The sequence below is a fragment of the Streptomyces sp. NPDC005202 genome (assembly GCF_040608235.1).
Taxonomy (GTDB): Bacteria; Actinomycetota; Actinomycetes; order Streptomycetales; family Streptomycetaceae; genus Streptomyces.
Map to the genome: position 1 here is coordinate 11,098 of NZ_JBEXHW010000033.1, position 17,849 is coordinate 28,946.

Here is a 17,849-nt window from a genome sequence, read left to right on the forward strand (position 1 = left end):
CGGACGGCCGACGAAGCACACCCGCTGACGGCCGACGGCCGACGAAGCACACCCGCTGACGGCCGACGGCCGACGAAGCACACCCGCTGACGGCCGACGGCCGACGAAGCACACCCGCTGACGGCCGACGGCGGTCGACCAGGGCGACGGACGGCTCCGCCTACGGCGGCGGACACCGGCCCACCGCCGGCCCGGTGACCTGGGCCACGTGACCCACCGCACCCCAAGCCGCCCTCAAACCCTCTCCGGACGTGACCTTCGTCATTCCAGCCCCGACCCGTCCTGTCCAACTCCGGTACGGAACGCGGCATATGACAGTGGCCGGAGGTCGAGCGACGGGCCTCACACCATTCCGTTGCGGCGCCGACTACCGCTATGGTCCCGGTCGGTGGGGCGAGGTCCCTCGTGCCCGCCATGCCCTCGGGGGGAGGGAAGGAACCCAGGACAATGCCCGTGCCCGTACCGCGGCAGAGAGCGATCCCGGCCGCGGAGAGTGGTCAGGCGCAGCCCGTGTCCCACGGCGGCGGCCCCTCCGCAGCACAGGCCCCGCACAAGGAAGCCACGGTCGAGAAGGACAACCGCAACACCACCCACACCAACAGCGCCAATCTCACCCTGCTGCTGATCGAGGACGACCCCGGCGGTTCGCCGATCGTGCCCGAGCTGCTCGACTCGGCCGACAAGCCGATCCGCATCCGCACGGCCCGCAACCTCACCGAGGCCGAGCGGCTGCTCACCGACGACGTCCACTGCATCCTGCTGGACCTCGCGCTGCCGGCGCCCGGCCGGTCCGGTGCCGGTGGTGACGACGAGCTGGCCGTGCTCAAGCACGTGCTCGAGCTCGCGCCCCGGCACGCCGTCCTCGCGCTCACCGCGTCCGGCGACGCCGAGCGCGGCGCGGAGGCGGTGCGGGTCGGCGCCCAGGACTACCTGTTCCGCGACGAGCTGGACGGGCGGCTGCTGAGCCGCGCGATCCGGTACGCGGTGGAGCGCAAGCGGTCCGACACGGCCGAGCGGAGGCTCGCCGAGGGCAAGCTGCGCGCCCAGGAGAACGCCCGCCTGGAGCGCGGCCTGCTGCCGACCCCCCTCCTGGAGGGGTCCTCGCTGCGCTTCGCCGCCCGCTACCGCCCCGGCCGCTCGCGCGCGCTGCTCGGCGGCGACTTCTACGACACCGTCCGCACGCCCGACGGCACCGTGCACGCCATGATCGGCGACGTCTGCGGCCACGGCCCCGACGAGGCGGCGCTCGGCGTGGAGCTGCGCATCGCCTGGCGGGCGCTGACGCTGGCGGGGCTGTGCGGCGACGAACTGCTGAAAACCCTGCAGCAGGTGCTCGAGCACGAGCGCGCCGACGACGAGATCTTCGCGACGCTGTGCACGGTGGACATCGCGCCCGACGGGCGCCGCGCGGGCCTGTGCCTGGCCGGCCACCCGTCCCCGCTGCTCGCCCGCCCCGGCCGCCCGGCCCAGCTGCTGCCGTACGACAACAACGGCCCCGCCCTCGGCCTGCTGCCCGGCGCCCGCTGGCCCCGGATGCAGGTGGAGCTGGGCGCCGAGTGGAGTCTGATGCTCTACACCGACGGCCTGATCGAGGGCCGGGTCGGCGAGGCCGGCGAGCGGCTCGGCCAGGACGGCATGGTGGAGATGGTCCGCCGCCAGCTGGCCCAGGGCCTGCGCGGCGAGGAGCTGCTCCGTGCGGCGGTGAACGAGGTGCGCGAGCTCAACGGCGGCGAGCTTACCGACGACGTGGCGGTGGTCCTGCTGGACCGGGAGCCGTAGGCGTCCCGGCCCAGGTGGCGGCTGACCGTCCGCCCGTGACGACTGACCGTCCGCCCCTGACGGCTCACCATCCGCCCGTGCCGGCTCACCGTCCCGGTTGGCGGCTCACCGTCCCGGATGGTGGCTACCGCCCGCCGTTGTAAGGGCCGTACGGGCCGTCGCTGCTGCTTCCGCGGCGGCGGCCCCAGCCGCTGCCGCCCGACACCTGCTTGAGCGCGGGCCGTACGTCCACGATGTAGACGATGCTCGCGATCACGCCGATGACCGGCAGGAACGACAAGATCGAGAACAGGTAGCTCACCACGAGCGCGAGGCCGAGGACGATCAGCCAGAACACCTTGTTCTGCTTGTCGGCGGCGCGGAACGCGTCCTCGCGCCGGAACGCGGCATCGAACAGGCCGAACGCGGCCAGGGCCATGAGGAGGATCTTCAAGAGCCCCAGGAACCCCGCGAAGCCCAACATCAGCATGCTGCCCACCGCCCGTTCTCTCCGTCTCTTATGCGGCCACCGTACCCGTAGAACGGGCCGGGCACCCCAAGGGTGCCCGGCCCACGTGCCTGCCGTCCGCACGGGGCGGACGTACCGCTCCTACTTGGCGGGCGGCGTGGTCTTCTTGGCCGTGGTCGTGATCCGGCGCGGCGGAGCCTTCTTCACCGCCGTCTTCTTCGCCGTGGCGGGCTCGGCGTTGGCCTCGGCGGGCCTGTCCTCCTTGACCTCGACCGGCTCGGCCTTGGGCTCGACGGCGACGGCGAGCTCCTCGACCTCCTCGGCGATGTCCTCGATGCCCTCAGCGGCCTGGCCGCGCCAGGTCCGCACGGCCTGCTCGCCGTGCTCGGCGACCTTCTCGTAGGTCTCGCGGGCCTTCACGGCGTACTCGGCGGCGACACCGACGCTGCGCAGGGCGAGGTCCTGGGCGGTCTCGCCGAGCTTCTTCAGGTCGGTGTCGAGGGTGCTGCCGAACTTCTTCAGGTCGGAGTCGAGGGAGTTCAGAAACTCGGTGACCTTGGTCTGGATGGTCTCCTGCGTCTCCTTGACGCGGGCACCGGCCTCCTTGACGCGGGCACCGGCCTCCTTGGCGCGGGCGGCGGCCTCCTTGGCGCGGGCGGCGGCCTTCTCCTGGACGGCCTTCGGGTCGGTGTTGCGCACCGCGTCGATACGGGCCGGGGCCTCGGCGCGCAGCTGCTCCACCAGGGCGGGCACCTTCTTGGCCTGCTGCAGGGCCAGATCCGCGGTGCCTGCGGCGAAGTAGAGCGGCGTCGGGTCGCTGAGGGTCTTGCGCAGGTCGTCGGTGATGGCCATGGTGATGGTCCTCCCGGGTCGCTTTCGGCTGAGGGTTTTGGTTTTCCGCGGTCGGTCGGCGAGCTGCCCGGCCCCTGCGGGCGTGGGATCAACTGGCCGTCTGCCGCGGATCGGCGTCACTACCGCCGGACGTGCGGGTACGGCGTGGGGCGCGGCGGCCGCCGTTCGCCTCCGGAGAGGGGCGTATGCCGCTGTCGCCGTCGGCCGTGCGGGAGCCGCGGTCGGTGGTGTCGCCGGTGTCGCCGTCCTGAGCGCTCGCGGCGTCGGCCGCGTCTCCGCTGCGCTCACGGACCTGGACCGGTTCATGGGCCTCGTCGTCCGCCTGGCCGTCCGCCTTGGCGATCCCGAACCCGTTCTCCTTGCGGAAGGACTCGTAGATCTGGAGCAGCACCTGCTTCTGCCGCTCGTTCAGCGAGGGATCGGCAAGGATGACGGCGCGCGTCTCCACCTCGTCCCGGTCCCGCTCGGCATCGAGGATTCCGGCCCGCACGTACAGCGTCTCGGCGGAGATGCGCAGCGCCTTGGCGACCTGCTGCAGCACCTCCGCGCTCGGCTTGCGCAGCCCGCGCTCGATCTGGCTCAGATACGGATTGGACACCCCGGCGGCATCGGCGAGCTGCCGCAGCGACAGCTGCGCGTTGCGCCGCTGCTCGCGCAGGTACTCACCGAGATTGCCGACGTTGAGCGATGCCATGTCTCCACCTTGCACCACCCCCGCTAACAATTGCAAGCACCCCGCTTGCAAGAGTGCGCCGCGCCATCCCCGAGCGCCTGTGAGCCTGAGCACGATAGGTGTCGTATTTGCAGGACATCTGTCGCCAGTTACGCCTGCCCCCTGCCACAGGAGCGCTCTCGGGACCCTATCCACGCACCGCCGGACGCGACGATGCCCGGCCCGGCACCACCAGCCTTTTCGCCGAGCCGGGTGTGTTCAACGGCACGGTGATAGCCGCGCCTCATCAGCGGCACCGCCGCCAGCAAATCCTGAATCCTTTCTCCACGATCGGCAAGGCCGCCACGGCGAACGTGAACCCGCACATGACCCGTGACAGCTCACCACCCCCAAGACCCCGGCGGTACACGAGTGGCAGCGCCACCCACGCGTCCACCTGCCCTTCATCCCGTGCCCACCGCAGCGTCGCCGCACTGGAGCAGGACTCCAGCGTCTGAATAAGCAGCGGCACGCGGACCCGGAGCCCCTCACGTGACCCCAGGAGGACCGCCGACGAGATCCTCGACAACCTCCCGCATACTGCCCATAACCTTAGGAACCCACCGGTTCCCCCTCCCGTTCCAGCAAGCGGCGCTGGGAGATGAGGTAGCCGAGTTCGGCGCGGCTGCGGCTGCCCAGGACTTCGGCGACCTTTTTGATGTGCGTGGAGACCGTGCGGGAGCTCACACCCAGGCGGGCGGCGATCATTTCGTCGGTGTGGCCAGTGACGACCATGCGGAGCATGGCGGCACGGATCGAGTCGGTCATCAGGTTCGGGCGGTGCTGTTCGGAGACGATGGAAACCTGCTGGGCCCGTTCCCACATGTGCTCGAAGACCTTGACGAGGAAGGCGACGGCGCCGGGGTGCCGGATGGCGAGCGCGGCAGTGCTACGTTCCGGAATGCCGGAGTCGGTCGTGCGCATCACGCTCACCGTGCTGTTCGGGGTGCTCTTCTTCTGGTGGGGGCAGCACTTCCTGCTCAGCGAGCGGTTGCCATGGCGCGCGCTGTTGCCGGGCGCGGTCGCCACCATGCTGGGGCTGGTCGGCCTGCGCTGGTTCTCGTACCGGGTCTTCTCCCCGCTCATCGTGAACAACGCGATCACCTACGGCTCGGTCGGCACCGTGCTCGTCGTGCAGTCGTGGCTCATCGGCGTCGGCTTCGTCGTTTTCGGCGGGGCGCTGCTGGGCCGCCATGTCCACGATGCCCTGAAGCGCAGGGCGGGGAGGCGCGGGGCGGGGCTGCTCTGAAGCGCAGGGCGGGGAGGCGCGGGCGGTCCGCGCGGCCGGGCGGCTGACGGCGTTCTCCGCGGGCGGGCCGCCGTTCACCGCTGGGCGAGCCCCGCGCGGACGCGGCCGACCACCGCCGGCAGGAACAACGCGCTCGCCGTGGCCGCCGCCGCGGCCGACAGGGCGATGGTCCAGGCGAGGGGGCCGAGCGGCGTGCAGCCGAAGAACTGGCTGAGGCCGGGCGTCTGGACGACGGCGGCCAGGGTGGCCAGGGAGCCCAGCGACGAGAGGACGACCGCCTGGCTCCGGCCGCCGACCAGCAGCGTCTGCCCGAGCTGAGCCCCCACCAGTGCCACGAGGGCGACGGTGCGGGCGCGGGCCGCACGCCCCGTGAAGCGGGCGGCCAGCCACCCCAGCGTGGCGCCGAACGCGGTGGCCACCGCACGCGAGACGGTCTCCTCGGTGAGGGCCGTGCCGAGCGAGACCTCGGGCCCTTCGAGGAGCATGCGCCCGGCCGCCTCGGGGTGGGGCGGGCGGAGGGCGAGGGCCATGGCCGGGGCGAGGTCGGTGAAGAGGTTCACCAATAGGAGTTGACGAGCCGTCAGCGGAGAGGTGCCGGTCGCGGCGGCTCCGAGGAGGGTGAAGGCGATCTCGCCGAGGTTGCCGCCGACGAGAATGGCCAGGGCCTTCCGTACCGAGGCCCACATGGCGCGGCCCTCCACGAGTGCGGCGAGGACCGTCTCCAGCCGGTCGTCGGTCACGACGAGGTCGGCGGCGGCGCGCGCGGCCGGCGTGGCGCGCGTACCGAACGCGATGCCGACGTCGGCGAGCCGGATGGCGGGGGCGTCGTTGGCGCCGTCACCCGTCATCGCGACCGTCCGCCCCAGACGCTGGAAGGCCTGTACGACACGGACCTTGTGGACGGGGGTGCCGCGCGCGACGACACCGACCTCCGGCAGAAGCGCGTCGAGAGCACGGTCGTCGAGGCCGTCGAGTTCGGCTCCCGTCACGACCCGGCGTCCGTCCAGGACGTTGAGTTCGCGGGCCATGGCCTCGGCGGTCCCCGGATGGTCTCCGGTGATCATGACGATGTGCACTCCGGCGTCCGCCAGGCGGCGTACGGCGTCGGCGGCGGTGCCGCGCACCCGGTCGGCGAACGCGAGGAACCCGAGGAAGTCCAGTCCGGTGACGGCCTCGTCGGTGAGCCTGCCTGCTGCGGTCGTGTCGCGGAGTTCGGCGACCGCGAGGATCCGGTGGCCCTGGGCGGCCAGTTTCTCGCCGTCCGCCAGGATGCTCTGCCTGCCCGCCCGGTCCAGGGGACGGCCGCCGCGCGTGGCGCAGCGCTGGACGACCTCTTCGGGCGCTCCCTTCACCGACAGGATCCAGCTGTCCCCGCTGCGGGCGCGGACGGCGTGGAAGCCGCGGCTCGGTTCGAACGGCAGGCCGGAGACGCGCCGCCAGCCCGGTGCGCCCGTCGCCCGGCCCACGCCCGCCTCCTCCGCACCGGCGGCGACCGCCCCGTCGGTGGCGTGTTCGAGGCGCCGGCCGCCGTGCGGGCGCGGTGTGGCGCGCAGAGCGGCGGCGAGTACGGCCCGCTGCCGGTCCCCCAGCGAGTCGACGGGCCGGCTGTCGCCGTCCGCCGCGACGGCGACGAGCGAGATCCGCCCGTAGGTGAGGGTTCCGGTCTTGTCGAAGCACAGGACGTCGGTGCGGCCGGCCGCCTCGATGATCCGGGGGTCCCGCACCAGGGCCCCTCGTGCGGACAGCCGTCGTGCGGAAGCGAGTTGGGCCGCCGAGACCAGGAAGGGCAGGCCCTCCGGAACGCTGGCCACCGCCAGGCCCACACCGGCGCCGATCGTGTCCCGCGCGGGGCGCCCGCGCAGCATTCCGGCGGCCATCACCGCCACTGCGGATCCGAGCGCCACCGGCAGGGTGGTGCGCGTGATCTGCGCCAGCCGCCGTTCGACGCCGACCGCCGGTGCGGCGCCCCGTCCCCCGGCCGCGGCACGGCCCGCCTCGGTGGCGGTGCCCGTGGCGACGACCACGGCGCGGCCGCGTCCGGCGGCCACGGTCGTGCCCTCGTAGACCATGGACGAGCGGTCCGCCAGGTCGGAGGCGAGGACGGGCGTGACGTCCTTGGCGACGGGCAGCGACTCGCCGGTCAGTGCGGACTCGTCGGCCTCGAAGTGATGTGCCTCCAGCAGCCGGCAGTCGGCCGGTACGACATCGCCGGCGCCGAGGTTCACCACGTCGCCCACCGCGAGTTCCTCGGCGGGCATACCGGTCTCCGCGCCGTCCCGCAGCACCCTGGCCATGACCGCCGACTCGCGTCGCAGCCGGGCCACCGCCTGGTCGGTCGAGTGGCGTTGGAAGCCCCCGATGAGTCCCGAGAGCGCGGTGACCGCGATGATGACGCCGGAGTCGAGGACGGCGCCCACCGCCGCCGACATGGCCGCGCCGGCGGCGAGGACGGGGGTGAGCGGGTTGGCCATCTCCGCGAGGTAGGCCTTGGCCAGCGACGTGGTCGGGGCCCGGTCGACGGGTGTGGTGACACGGGCCCGCGCCTCCTCGGTCGTCAGGCCGCTCTCGGTGCCGCCGGTCCGGGCGAGCACGGTGGCCGGGTCCATCGCGTGCCAGGGGTGACGGGGTGCGGTCTGCGGCAGGGGGCGTTGCAGCAGCCGTACGGCGGACCAGATGCCGGTGGCGGTTCCGAGTACGGCCGCGGTGTTGACCGCTTCCATGCCGCGGGCCGCGGGGCGCCGGGTCCGTCCGGCCAGGACCACGGTCGTGCCGATGGCCGCCGCCGCCTGCGCGAGCCGGACTCCGCGCTGCGCCGCGTCACGTGCGGTGCGGCATGCCTCCACGACCACGACGGCCGCGGCCGGATCGGTGCCCGCGTACACGTCCGCGCCCCAGGGCGGGGAACCATCAGGGCCGGTGATGCCGACGCCGACGTCGGCGGCCTGGAGCGCGGCCCGGTTACGTGACACCAGCAGCACTCCGGTCCCGTCCCGTTGCAGGGCGCGCAGCGAGTCGAGCAACCGGTCGCCTCCGACCGTCACGCCGTCGGCCTCGCGCACGGCGGGGTCGGTGGTGTGCTCGCCGGCGGTGACCACGGTGAGTCCGGCGGTGTGCGCGGCCGGGACGAAGACGCTCGCGGCGTCGTGCATCTCGGGCGCCACGCTCACCACCGCCAGCAGGCAGTGGTCGCGTGCGAGTCCCAGGACCAGTCGGGCACCGCCCTGGTGCAGCAGCTCCCGGGCGTGTATGCCGGTACGTCCCCGCAGGGACAGGCGCTCGACGGGGCCCAGTGCCCACTCGCCGTCCCGGCACACCCGGTCCGGGGCGGAGCCGTCGAAGAGCCGGTGCGCCATCGCGGCTAGTTCCCCCGACGGTGCTCCCTCGTCGAGGGCGATGAGATCGGCGAGGAGATACGCCCCGGTGGCGAGGGTGTCCGTGTCGAGGAGCACGGTGCCGATCCGGTCCAGTTTGCGCAGCGCCTCGGGCTCCGCCACGACGGTGCCGCGGCGGGCAAGGCCCCGGCCCAGGATGCAGGCGAAGGCGTCGCGCGCCAGGAGCGGTGCCTTGGGGACGGCCGACAGCGCTCCGCCGGCCGCCCGCCCGGCACGCCGGGTCACGAGGAGCGATCCGGCGAAGGAGACGGCGGCCACGCCCAGCGCCCGGTCCGCGTAGCGCTCGACCGGGCCGTCCTTCAGGGGGACTTCGCGCGGAGTCGGCCGGGGCGTCGCGCCCTCGGCACGCGCCGCGTGCGAAGTCCCCGTCAGATCCGGTTCCGCCGCCGACCAGGCGGCGCACTCGGCGTGCGCCTCGACGACACGCAGGGCATGGCGGACGGTGTCCGCACCGATGCCGAAGAGTCCGCCGGAGCCGACCTGGCCCACGACCGTCAAAGCGGTCATGAGCATGTCCGTGTTCCGGGGGCCGATCGCGTTCTCGAACACGCGCCGGAGCCGGGGCTGGGTGTCGATGACGGGCGCGAGTGCCGCGAGGCCGGCCGGTACGGGGGTGCGGTGCGTCACGGCCGCCGCGGCGGCCGCGGGGGCGGCGGCCACCTGCAGGGCGACCGCCAGCGCCGCCCGCCCGATTCGGCCGCCGGACAGAGGGTGCTCCGGGAGCGGCCCCTCGATGCCGTACTTCTCCTCCACCTCCTCGACCGCGTCGGTCAGCGCCGTCACGGTCGCCTCGGCGTCGGGCGGCCCCTCGGTGGCGACGACGGCGTGCGCCAGGACGGTGTTCACCACGGCCCAGTCCACACCGGGCAGGGCGGCGAGCCGCTGCTGCACGTCCCCGGCCAGATTCGCCGCCTCGGCGTCAGAGAGACCGCCGTCGCGCAGGCCCCGTACGGCGACGTGGGCGCGGCCGTCGAAGGCCCGAACGCGTCTTTTGGCGGAGCCCTCCAGCGCACCCGCGGCGGACGACACGACGGCCCGCAGCAGCCCGCCTCCCGGCAACCGCACAACGCATCTCCCTCTCCGGCCACGGCATGTATCCGACCCCACGGGATCACGGGTAGCCACCGGCGACAACTTGAACCAAGTCGCCTTCACCGGGCACACCCGGCCAAAAGCGCGTCAGAATTGAAAGAGGAGCAAAACGCTCAAACTGCAAAAATCACCCGGACCAGTAGAAAGGAGGCGGCGGGATGGCCAGGACAGCAGGGGCCGCGCGGCAGACGGCCGCGCAGCGCCAGACACAGCAGGAAGAGGCCGAGGAAGCCCAGACCCATGAGGGCGCGGGCCTGAGCGTGCACATGCGCACGCTCCGCCCTTCCGTGCCGATTCCGTACCTCACCCTGGGAGACATGGCGGCCGACGCCCGAGCGGTGGCCTCACGGCTGCCCCGCAGGCCGGCAGGCAAGGACCTCGCCTTCTACGGCGGCCTCGGAGCGCTCGCCGTGGCCGGGGCCCTCGAATGGCCGGTCGCCCTGGCCGTCGGAGGAGCCACCTGGCTGCTGCGCAGCAAACGAAGGGAGCACAACGGAAGCGCGGGGGCGCCGGCGGAGACGGGCTCCCGCGCTGCTGACGTCGGGAAGAGCGCCTGACGGAACGACGAAACGGCGCCCGGCGGCGACAGCGCCGCCGGGCGTCTGTGCGTCGGGCGCCTGTGCGTCGGGCGTCTGTGCGTCGGGCGGCGCGCTGCGCCGAAGCACCCGTGGCGCCGACGTGGACGCCCATGGCGCGCACCCGCCACTGTAAGCATGGGCGCATCCCCCAGGGAGTCCCGCTGCACCGGTGGGGTGATGGGGACTCCATCTGGTCGAACGAAGTTGGGACTGAGGGGTGTCGGATGAACCCTGGGGACACCTCCCCGGGAGCACCCCAAGGACACCCCCAGCGTTGGCCGGGGAAGTCGACGGGGGAAGCGTCCCGCGGCGCCGGGCTCGTCGCCCCGCCCGGCTGGCCCTGGTCCGGTTGCCTTGGTCAGGGGCGGAAAACGTGAGCCGCTCGCGCCCCGGGCGTCTGTCCGTGCGTGTCACAGGGCGGCGGTCCGATGTGTGCCGCAGGACGACGGTTCGTGCGCGTCGTCGGGCGACGGCGGGCCTGCGCGTCAGGCAGCAGCCGGCGCCGCTGCCGAGGCCGCGCGCAGGGACCGCGAGACGGCGGCCCACAGCTCCCACGCGAGGCGGAGGATGACCGCCTCGGCGACCGCGACGCCGATCTTCGCTGCCACCGCTACAAGGAACTCGCTCATGGTCCGGTGTCTTTCTGTGCTCGGATGTACGGGTATCCGATGTCCGACTTTGCCCTTCTTCCTTCTACTATGGGTGCCACTTTGGCGTACTTCTGACGTCGCCCGGGTAAACGATTGGGGTGCCCGAGGCCGGCCGGGACCCGCTGGTGGCGGGCGGTTGCGGCACGCGAGATTCCGGCGGAGGGCGGTTGCGGCACGCGAGGTTCCGGCGGAGCCTCACGGCGCCGACAGGCCCCATGTTCGAGGGACAGGTGACTCCGACACAGGCCGCCGCCGGTACCCGCCCGGCGGCAGGGAGCCGAATCCGTCCGGCCCGGACAGGCCCGAGGAGATCACGGAAGGCGCAGATGCTCGGGGCCGTCGCCCGCCCCGCGGCCACGCCGATGGACGCCTACCGCGCGGGTGACGACTTCGTGATCCACTTCGACCTCCCCGGCATCGACCCCGAGTCCATCGACCTCGATGTGGAGCGGAACGTCCTCACCGTGCGCGCCGAGCGTCGCTCCCCCGCTCCCTCGGAGTCCGAGATGATCGTCGCGGAGCGCCCGACGGGCTCGTTCAGCCGCCAGCTGTTCCTCGGCGAGAGCCTCGACACCGAGCGGATCGAGGCGTCGTACGACGCCGGTGTCCTCACCGTCCGCATCCCGGTCGCCGAGCAGGCCAAGCCGCGCAAGATCCAGATCACCGGTGGCGGCGGCGCGCCGAAGGAGATCAGCAGCTGATCACTGGTGTCCCGACACACCAGACAGGGAGGGAAAGACAGTAGTCATGCGGTGGAGTGAACTCGTTGACGAGGTACGCGAGCGCGGGCAGTACACGACCACCAAGGAGGCCGAACGGGTCACCCGTATCGTGCTGTCCGCTCTCGGCGGCCACGTGAGCGGGCCGGAGCGGGTGGAACTGGCCCGCCGCCTGCCGCCGGAGGCGGCCAAGGTGCTGGTCGACCAGATCCCCGCCGTCGAGCCGCTCACCGCGTCCCAGTTCGTCGACAGCGTGGCGGCCCGGATCGAGGGTGCCACCCCGGCGACCGCCCGCTGGGACACGAGTTCGGTGCTGAGCGTGGTGGCGGACCTGGCCGGCGAGGAGCTCCTGGACAACATCCTCAGGATCCTGTCGATGCGCGCCCGGTGCGCCTCCTCCCACTCCTCCAACGTCTCCGCCGCCTCCTTCGCGAGCTCGGCACGGGCCGCCGTGAGGATTTCGTCGCGGCGGGCGGCGGGGACGGTGACGACGCCCTCCTCGTCGGCCACCACGATGTCGCCCGCGTCGACGTGGACGCCGCCGCAGCGCACCCGCTCGTTGAGCGGCTGCACCAGAGGAGGCGGTTGGTCAGCGCGACGACCTCCTGCGGCACCGGAACCCGGTCGTGAGCGGCACCACGACCGCGTCCGGCTTGCCCAGGTGCCCGAGCAGTTCGGACCACGACCGCGCAGCCCACGGCGTGGTCCCCTGCGCCAGGTGCCCGAGCAGCTCGGGCCACGACCGGGCGGCCCACGGGTGGTCCCCTGCGCCAGGTCGCCGAGCACCGTCAGCGAACCGAAGGACGCCCGCCGTGCGATCGCCCGGCACTCCATCGGCGACAGGTCCTGTGCCTCGTCGACGACCACGTGGCCGTAGCCCTCCGGGTGCTCGATCAGCCCGGCCATCTCGTCGAGGAGGACCAGGTCGGCGGCCGACCAGCGCGCGGACTTGTACGAGCGCGGCGGCTTCGCCCACAGCAGCGCCTTCTGCTCGTCGGCGTCGAGCAGCCCGTCCGCGGCCCGCGCCAGCACGTCCGGGTCAGTGAGGAGTGCGGCGACGACCTCCTCGGGCCCGCCCCCTAAGCCACACGGCGTCGACGTACGCACTGATCGCCCGCGCCCGCTCGATCTTCCGCACCCACGCGTTCGGGCGCGGCCCGGACCGCCGCTCCGCCTGCTGCTGCACCAGGCGGACGGCTCGCGCCCGCACCCGTTCGCGCCCGATGCCGTACGGCGGCTCCTCGGCGCGCACGTCCGCCACGATCCGCCCGAGTTCCCCCGCCTCGATGCGCCGGGGTACGAGCCGTCGGGGACGACGAGGGAGGCGGCGCGCTCGGCGGACACCCGTACAGCCCCCGGCGCAGCACCTCGGCCATGCGGGCGTCGTGCTTGACGCGGGCGGCCGGCTCGTCGTCCGTACCGGTCACCGGGTGGCGGGCGATCTCGTCGTCGACGGTCGACTGCCGCACCCCGGTCTCGCCGAGGGCGGGCAGCACCTCGGCGATGTAGGAGAGGAAGGTGCGGTTGGGGCCGAGGATCAGCAGACCGCCGCGCCGGAGGCGCTGGGGGTGGGTGTAGAGCAGGTAGGCGGCCCGGTGCAGGCCGACGGCGGTCTTGCCCGTGCCGGGGGCGCCCTGTACGCAGACCGAGACGTCGAGGCCCTCGCGGACGAGGTCGTCCTGCTCGGGCTGGATGGTCGCGGCGATGTCCCGCATGGGCCCGACGCGGGGCCGTTCGATCTCGCGGGCGACGATGTCGCTCGCCCGGGACTCGCCCCGGCCGAGGTGCTCGTCCTCCAGGCCGGTCAGGTCGGCGGAGTCGCCGCGGCTGCCCGGCGCCATCGGTACAGGACAAGGTCCTCCTTGGCCGGGAAGTAGCGGAAGAGCGTCGGCTTGGAGATCTCGGCCGCGGCGGCCACCTCGGCCACCGACACCGCGTCGAACCCCTTCTCCAGGAAGAGCCGGACGGCGACGTCCGACACCTCCCGGTACATCCGCCGCTTCTTGTGCTCGCGCAGCCCGATCTCACGCCCACCGGTCTCCCCCATGTCGGGCAGCCTACGCAGGTACGGGCGCCGGTCAGGGCGCGGTCTGCTGCCGCCACGGCGGGACCTTGGCGAGGGCCCACAGGTCGTCGAAGTGCTTGTTCCACGTGGAAACGGCTGCCTCAGCGGCAGCCGTGCCTTCCCGGGACCATACGTTGAGGTCCGTGTTGAACCCCTTGGGGTCGTAGAACTCCGGGCCCCTGTGCTGCAGGCGCATCCGCGCGGAGAGGTCGTACAGGCCGTGCAGGACCCGCTGCCGGTTGAAGATGCAGATCTTGTCGCGCGGGATGCCTGGGTAGAGGCGGTACTCGCACTCGACGGCCACCTTGCTGTTCGCCGTGAGCCGTCCCGCCAGCTCGGACAGGACGCTGTCGTACTCGCGGCAGCGCCCCTCCATGCGCTTGCGGAAGTCGGGGTCGTCCTCCGGGCCGTCGTCCTGGCCGACTCTGGAGGGCACGATCATCGGCTGGCCGAAGTCCGGCACGAGCATGCGGATGGAGACCCGCCGGGTCGGCCCCGGGTTGTCGAAGAGGTTCTCCAGACGGTGGTACAGAGCGTTGTAGAGCGTCTCGCCCGTGTAGCCGAGAAAACTGATCTCCACCTTGCGGGCCTGGAAAGCCTCGCTGACGAAACTTCCCAGCTGGCTGGAGTTCACCAGCACCCGAGCCGGCACCCGGACCGACGAGCTCAGCTCCTTGACCTGGTCGTACAGCACGTAGCCGACGAGGCTGAACAGCGCGCCGCCCAGGTAGGCCTTGCCCTCCAGGGCGTCTCCGACCGGCTTGACGAACTGGGCGGTCAGGCCGGTGGCGAAAACACCGAGGAGCAGGGCGCGGGTGACCAGGGGCTCGTAGCGCTCCTGAAAGCGCCGCAGTCGCGGCCCTATGCCGTCCTCGGCCGACACCCGGGTCCCCTCGGCCATGCGCGCCCCCTCCCCCGCCCCACGCCGGTCCTACCGACGCGCCGTCACATGCCCCGCGGCGCACCGGCTTTCTGGTCCAGCCATGGTCCCCCTATGCCAGAGCGCGGGCAAGATAGGGGTTCGCCGTCGAGCGGACGGGCAGGCCGAGGGAACCCGTGGCCACCGCAAGGGTCATCGCGTACGAGTCGACGGCCCGGCGGACATTGGGGGCGTCCAGGCTCGCGCCGGTCACCAGACGGTCGAGGTCCACGTACGCGGACCGGACCGTCTCGATCCACCGGTACACCCGCCAGTCCTGCCGCCAGTTGGCGGTGTACTCGGCGGGCAGGCGGTGCTCCCAGCGCCGGAACATGCGCTCGCGGATCTCCGGGCGGGTGGGGGTGAGGTGCATGTGCCGGACCAGGTCGTACAGCGGGTCGCCGATCAGCGCCATTTCCCAGTCGATGATGGTCAGGGCCAGTGCGTCGTTGCGGCGCACGAGGTTCCACGGGTTCAGGTCGCCGTGCAGCAGGGCCGGCTTGCGGGGGCTCACACGGTGCCGGGACAGGATCTGCCCGAGCCGGGGGGCGTCGGGCAGCCCGAGGAGCCGGGCCAGCTGCTGCGACTCCTTCGGCAGGTTCGCCACCAGGATCACGAGTTGGTCGCACAGCCAGGTGAAGAAGGCCTCCCCCCCTGCGACCGGGTCGAGCTCCCCGTAGTTCACGTCCGTCAGCGCGCAGAGCTGGTCGACGAGCCCGTCCGCCTCGTGCGGCAGCAGGCCGTGCACCGGGTGGTTGGGCGGGCGGTCGGTGTCATCAGGTCCGACGTACGTGTGGATGGCGTAGGGCTGCCCCCGGTGGCTGCGCCCCAGGGCGAGGGCCTTCGGCGCCGCCACCGGGACCCCCGATCGCTCGATGGCCGCCAGCACGGCGTGCTCACTGAGGAAACTCGGCTCACGGCGGCAGATGTTGGCCACCTTGCGCCGCACCACGACCGGGTAGTCGACCTCGGGCACCCGGACCACCGAATTGAGGTGCGCGGTGCCCTTGAACACGCGGCTGGCCGGTGCCATGCCCTCGGCGAGCAGGGCGTGCCTGACAGCGGAGGCGGGGAAGTCGGGCCGCTCCGGAAGGCGCTGGTCCCACGTCCACGAGATCGCCCTGGCGGCGCGGGCCGGGCCGCCGTGCCTGACCGCCGTGCGGGAGGCCTGCCAGCGGAAGAGGATCCGCTCGATCTCGGCCGTGTCCGGAACGTTTCGGAGCCGGAGCGGATGGGCGGCTGTCTCCAGTGCCCGGTGCACGGCGGCCGTCGCCTCGTCCAAGCTCTTCTGGTCGAGTGAGTCCTCCAGCGCCTTCGCTGCCCGCATCACGTCCGGGTAGACGGACTGCGCCTGCTCGAAGGCCACATAGTGGCGCAGATCCTTGGCCAGGCCGTTGACGGCCGCGGGGCGGATACGCTGCATGGCCTCCGCCCACGCTCCGATCACCTCGTCCCACTGGTACGAGGGGTACTGCATGCGCACGAGGTGCGTGGCGAGGTCGTGCAGGGGGTCGCCGTAGGTCGCCAGTTCCCAGTCGACGCAGATCAGGGGCGGATCACCGCCGTACGACATGATCAGGTTGTCGCGGTGGAGATCCGCGTGGAGCAGGCTGTACGGCCGCCGTGCCATGGCGGGGACCCGCTCGGCCAGCTGGACGAGGGCGTCCTCCGGGATGCCCAGCGCCGCGAACAGTCCACCGAAAGCACGCCAATTGGGCTGACGGATCTGCCGGTCCGCCAGTCGGGCCAGCGTCTGCAGGAAACCCTGGCTGTCCGTGTCGTTCGTGGGCCAGCCGACCGGCAGCGGCGGCAGCGCCCCCCTGCGCACCTGGGCCATCTGGGCGAGCAGCCCGGCCAGGGCCCTGATCAGCAGGGTGTCGACGGGTTTGCCGTTGGCGCAGACGCTGGAGAGCGGCACGCCTTCCACATAGCTGTGGATCGCGAAGCCGTCCCCGTCGAGGAGGCACTGGGGTGCGTGGGGCAGGACGCCCCTGACGGCGTCGAGGATCCGCGCCTCGTTGTCCCATGTCCTGATCACCACGGGCAGCGCCTCGGCGCGCCGGATCCGCACGGTCACAGAGGTGCCGGCCGCCCTGCTCAGCAGACTCGCCATGCGCTTCGTCAGGGGCAGCACGTAGTTCTGGTTGTGGTGCCCGCTGCTCGCCTCGCCCTGGGCGGCAAGCTGCACGAACTCCTGGACGTGGCGCAGGGCACGCTCCCCGAGAAAGGGACGAGGGGGAGGAGGTGCGCCCACGGCCGCTCCAGATACTCACGCAAGAATGAAGGTAGGCAAAACGTACGTCACGGACATACTGCGCACGACCAGAGCGCGGCGAGTCGGCGCAATGGGTGGTACGCCCTCGTCCGTGCGTCCGGTATGCGTCAGCACCTGCGAGGTCGGCTTGTGCACCACCTCTTGCGTGCTATACGTGCCCAACAGAGCTATTGCTCACGCGGTGCGGGCATGCTACAGCACAGTCCTGGGGCTTCTGAGCCACATCCCCGCTACTCGGACAGCAGGGTCCAGACGGACTCGAACCACGCCTGCATGGAGGCCACGAAGACGGAGCCCGGCGAGTTCTGGTCGGCGTCGCGCACGTGGTGCGTCAGGGTGGCGCCGAGCCCCAGCACGTCGAGCGCCCTGATCTCCTCGCCGGTCTCGAGCACCACCGGGCGCTCGATCACCTCGTAGGGTCCGAAGAGGACCTCCACACCGTTGATCACGTAGAGCTTGAAGGCCGGGGTCAGCGGAGCGTGACGGATCTGCACGTCGACGGAGGGCACCAGCTTCTCGGTCTGCAGCTCCCCCAGCACCCCGCGCAGCGAGTCCGTGTGTCGTTCCGTGATGGCGTGCAGGCGGTCGCGCAGGCGGGGGGCGTCCTTGTCGTCCCTCGCCCGCGGGTAGGGCAGCGGCAACGAGGTGGACGGCAGGAGCATGCGCAGGGCGATGCGCTCGGGCTGGATGAAGCCGCCCCTGATTCGCTCCGCCTGGAGCCGGATGTGCGCGTCCAGCGACTCGGACGTCAACGTGTAGACGTCGAGCGTCACTTCGGGCTGTTCGAACGCCTCGCTGATGAGCGGAGCCAACGTCACTCCCCGGCGCGACCTGGTGGCCTTGGCCATCGACGACTGTATGCGCTGGTTCTTGACCACCCGCGAGCCGCTGCCCTGCCGCGACTCGATCCAGCCCTCGTTGCTCAGCTCCCGCAGCACCCGCTGCACCGTGTCCCGGGAGACGCCGAACTCCTCCGCGAGGTCGCGCTGGGAGGGCAGGAAGGAGCGCAGCGGATACGTGCCGTCCGCCATCCGGGCCCGCAACTCCTCGGAGACCCGGCAAAACTCCCTGCCGCCGCCGTCGCCCGTCCGTTCTTCACCCACGAGTTGACGGTACCGC

General features: G+C 72.3%; 12 protein-coding genes and 4 pseudogenes. 5 read left to right on the plus strand and 11 right to left on the minus strand.

Annotation, left to right across the window (positions count from 1 at the left end):
• The first annotated feature begins 447 nt into the window (after positions 1-447).
• Positions 448-1,779, plus strand: coding sequence for a fused response regulator/phosphatase (locus ABZV31_RS31370; RefSeq protein ID WP_355900274.1), 1,332 nt, complete (start codon positions 448-450; stop codon positions 1,777-1,779).
• A 124-nt stretch (positions 1,780-1,903) separates the two neighbouring features.
• Here ABZV31_RS31370 and ABZV31_RS31375 read toward each other — a convergent pair whose 3' ends face one another.
• From ABZV31_RS31375 to ABZV31_RS31390, 4 genes are all read right to left on the minus strand, one after another.
• Complete coding sequence (locus tag ABZV31_RS31375; RefSeq protein ID WP_355900340.1) at positions 1,904-2,248, minus strand: DUF2516 family protein; 345 nt, start codon at positions 2,246-2,248, stop codon at positions 1,904-1,906.
• A gap of 120 nt (positions 2,249-2,368) precedes the next feature.
• On the minus strand, positions 2,369-3,079 hold the full coding sequence (locus ABZV31_RS31380) for a hypothetical protein (protein ID WP_355900275.1): 711 nt from the start codon (positions 3,077-3,079) through the stop codon (positions 2,369-2,371).
• 88 nt (positions 3,080-3,167) lie between these two features.
• Complete coding sequence (locus ABZV31_RS31385) at positions 3,168-3,773, minus strand: helix-turn-helix transcriptional regulator (protein ID WP_355900276.1); 606 nt, start codon at positions 3,771-3,773, stop codon at positions 3,168-3,170.
• Between the two features lie 570 nt (positions 3,774-4,343).
• A complete protein-coding gene (locus ABZV31_RS31390) occupies positions 4,344-4,823 on the minus strand; it encodes a helix-turn-helix transcriptional regulator (protein WP_355900277.1) in 480 nt (159 codons plus the stop codon).
• On the opposite strand from ABZV31_RS31390, the pseudogene ABZV31_RS31395 reads away from it, so the two are divergent.
• Positions 4,711-5,040 (plus strand): annotated as a pseudogene (locus ABZV31_RS31395) (ribonuclease BN); the annotation flags it as partial. The gene ABZV31_RS31390 and the pseudogene ABZV31_RS31395 overlap by 113 nt on opposite strands.
• Positions 5,041-5,114: 74 nt before the next feature.
• On the opposite strand, the gene ABZV31_RS31400 reads toward ABZV31_RS31395, so the two are convergent.
• On the minus strand, positions 5,115-9,497 hold the full coding sequence (locus ABZV31_RS31400; protein WP_355900278.1) for a cation-translocating P-type ATPase: 4,383 nt from the start codon (positions 9,495-9,497) through the stop codon (positions 5,115-5,117).
• Positions 9,498-9,682: 185 nt separating this feature from the next.
• Here ABZV31_RS31400 and ABZV31_RS31405 point away from each other — a divergent pair, with 185 nt between their 5' ends.
• Complete coding sequence (locus ABZV31_RS31405) at positions 9,683-10,081, plus strand: hypothetical protein (RefSeq protein WP_355900279.1); 399 nt, start codon at positions 9,683-9,685, stop codon at positions 10,079-10,081.
• A 506-nt stretch (positions 10,082-10,587) separates the two neighbouring features.
• Here ABZV31_RS31405 and ABZV31_RS31410 read toward each other — a convergent pair.
• A complete protein-coding gene (locus tag ABZV31_RS31410; protein WP_355900280.1) occupies positions 10,588-10,731 on the minus strand; it encodes a hypothetical protein in 144 nt (47 codons plus the stop codon).
• A gap of 347 nt (positions 10,732-11,078) precedes the next feature.
• Here ABZV31_RS31410 and ABZV31_RS31415 point away from each other — a divergent pair, with 347 nt between their 5' ends.
• Positions 11,079-11,453: an Hsp20/alpha crystallin family protein gene (locus ABZV31_RS31415; protein WP_355900281.1), complete on the plus strand. Its 375-nt coding sequence runs from the start codon at positions 11,079-11,081 to the stop codon at positions 11,451-11,453.
• Between the two features lie 46 nt (positions 11,454-11,499).
• Positions 11,500-11,835, plus strand: a pseudogene (locus ABZV31_RS31420) (DUF2267 domain-containing protein); the annotation flags it as partial.
• A gap of 211 nt (positions 11,836-12,046) precedes the next feature.
• On the opposite strand, the pseudogene ABZV31_RS31425 reads toward ABZV31_RS31420, so the two are convergent.
• From ABZV31_RS31425 to ABZV31_RS31445, 5 genes and pseudogenes are all read right to left on the minus strand, one after another.
• Positions 12,047-13,309: pseudogene (locus tag ABZV31_RS31425) on the minus strand (AAA family ATPase); the annotation flags it as partial.
• A gap of 2 nt (positions 13,310-13,311) precedes the next feature.
• A pseudogene (locus tag ABZV31_RS31430) lies at positions 13,312-13,518 on the minus strand (TetR family transcriptional regulator); the annotation flags it as partial.
• Between the two features lie 31 nt (positions 13,519-13,549).
• A complete protein-coding gene (locus ABZV31_RS31435) occupies positions 13,550-14,437 on the minus strand; it encodes a hypothetical protein (RefSeq protein WP_355900282.1) in 888 nt (295 codons plus the stop codon).
• A gap of 91 nt (positions 14,438-14,528) precedes the next feature.
• Entirely contained in the window at positions 14,529-16,709 is a 2,181-nt protein-coding gene (locus ABZV31_RS31440; RefSeq protein WP_355900283.1) for an aminoglycoside phosphotransferase family protein, read from the minus strand.
• A gap of 251 nt (positions 16,710-16,960) precedes the next feature.
• Positions 16,961-17,833: a winged helix-turn-helix domain-containing protein gene (locus ABZV31_RS31445; protein WP_355900284.1), complete on the minus strand. Its 873-nt coding sequence runs from the start codon at positions 17,831-17,833 to the stop codon at positions 16,961-16,963.
• Positions 17,834-17,849 lie beyond the last annotated feature (16 nt).